At 35.4% G+C, this 1,845-nt stretch carries 2 protein-coding genes; both read right to left on the minus strand.

Annotated features, from left to right (window positions below; all coding sequences use genetic code 11):
* Positions 1 to 269: 269 nt before the first annotated feature.
* The gene (locus CP367_RS06485; RefSeq protein WP_089145756.1) at positions 270 to 1,103 is read right to left on the minus strand and encodes a tetratricopeptide repeat protein; all 834 of its coding nucleotides are present in this window, start codon (positions 1,101 to 1,103) and stop codon (positions 270 to 272) included.
* A gap of 2 nt (positions 1,104 to 1,105) precedes the next feature.
* On the minus strand, positions 1,106 to 1,845 hold a 740-nt coding region (locus CP367_RS06490), incomplete at its 5' end, for a ribonuclease J (protein WP_143469225.1).

Below are 1,845 nucleotides of genomic sequence, written 5' to 3' on the forward strand. Positions count from 1 at the left end.
GTCTTACCGTGGTCAACGTGACCGATAGTACCAATGTTTACGTGTGGCTTAGTTCTAACGTAATGTTCTTTTTCTGCCATTAAAATGACCCTCCTGTAAATTTGCAAGAAGTCCGTTGAGATAAGTTAACGGATAATTCTCTGTTGAATATTGTACTACTTTCTTCGGCAAATGCCTAGTAAAAAAGCTTAAGCGAAATTGCCTAACGAAAATATCCTTTGCTAATTATACTAAATAGTTTGAAAATGTAAACCTTTTTTACTTATTTTTTATTGCAGTAAGTATTTATATATTTTTTCTAGTAATTTTTGATGACTACGGCCATCTTTTCTTTGTAAAAATGAAACTAAATCACTAGCAAAACTGTCAAGCTCATCAATATATTGGTTAATTTTAGGGTAAAGACTGCCTAATACCAAATTCACTTCTCCCAGCATTAATGGCAACTGACTTGGACTATTGTGAAATTTGCTTCCAATGCTAGAAATAATTTCACGGTACTTAGGTTCTTTTTCTAGAAGCAGTGTATTCGCCGGAATAAAGCTCTCCATCTGGCCTATTACCCAAATTTCAAACTTTTCTTCAAGTCCCAAGCGAACTAGATCTTCACAAAGTGACAACCTAACAGCAAAATCTGGCGTTGGATCTAATAAGACGCTTCGTGCAAAAGCTTTAAAATTAGGCAGGTTTAACTTATGTAAACTTTCATAATCCAACTGAGTAACCTGTTCTCGTTGTTTAAAGTTTTGCATAATCTGCCGCTGTTTTTCTTCAGAAGCTGGTTTTACCTTTTCTGATAAGTCCACTCCAACAAGATTTTTTAGTTGTAGAGCTTCAATAAAAAAATTATTTTTAGCTAGAATTTGACAGTAACTTTTAAATACTCGCTGATCAGAAAAAAGATCAGGCTCCTCTTTAATTAAAGCATATGCCTGATCTTCTTGTTTATTAGCGCAATAGAGTTTGCAGAGTTTCAAAATAACGTCCAATGAATGCTCTCCACGTAATGCTTCTTCTAGATTTTGAATAGCTGCTTCGAGATCTCCCTTACGCTCATCTTCTTCAGCAAGTTTCAATAAATTTTGTTGGCTTACTGATGTCATTTTTAGTCTTTCTTATTACTTTCTTTTTTCTTATTTATTTTTGTTTTTTTATTTTCGTCTTTGGCATGGTTCTTATTGTCATTTTGTGCTTTTTCATTGCGTTTCTGCATAGCACGATGACGGTTTTGATTTACTTCCATGACCACGGGCAAGATCACTGGACGACGGTTAGTTTTCTTGTATAAAAACTTCTCCAAATCACCGCGGATATCTTGCTTCAATTCAGTCCAATCAAACTTTTTGTGTTCAAAATTGGCCTGAATTGCTTTTTTAATTACATCAATTGAATCACTCATCAACTGGCGATTAGCCTTGATATAGACGAAACCACGACTAGTGACTTTTGGCTCTGCAATAATCTTTTTCTTCTTACGGTCAATTGTAACAACCGCAATAAAGATTCCGTCATCTGATAGGACCTCACGATCACGTAGCACAATATTACCAACATCACCAACACCAGAACCGTCGATCATGGTATCTTCACCTGGTACTGGGTCAGTTAAGAAGAAACGCTTCTGCTTAAAGTCATATTCAAGACAGTCACCATTCTTGGTAATATATATATCTTTAGGATTCATTCCAGCTTTAATAGCCAAATCACGTACTACTTCAAGTAAACGATATTCACCAATTACTGGAATTAAGAATTTTGGCTTCAAGGTTGTAATCAAAAGTTGCAGATCACGACCAGTTGCATGCCCACTAGTATGTATATTTCTGCCTAACTGGATAACCGTAC

This window comes from Lactobacillus sp. UMNPBX16, assembly GCF_002553775.1.
Taxonomy (GTDB): domain Bacteria; phylum Bacillota; class Bacilli; order Lactobacillales; family Lactobacillaceae; genus Lactobacillus; species Lactobacillus crispatus.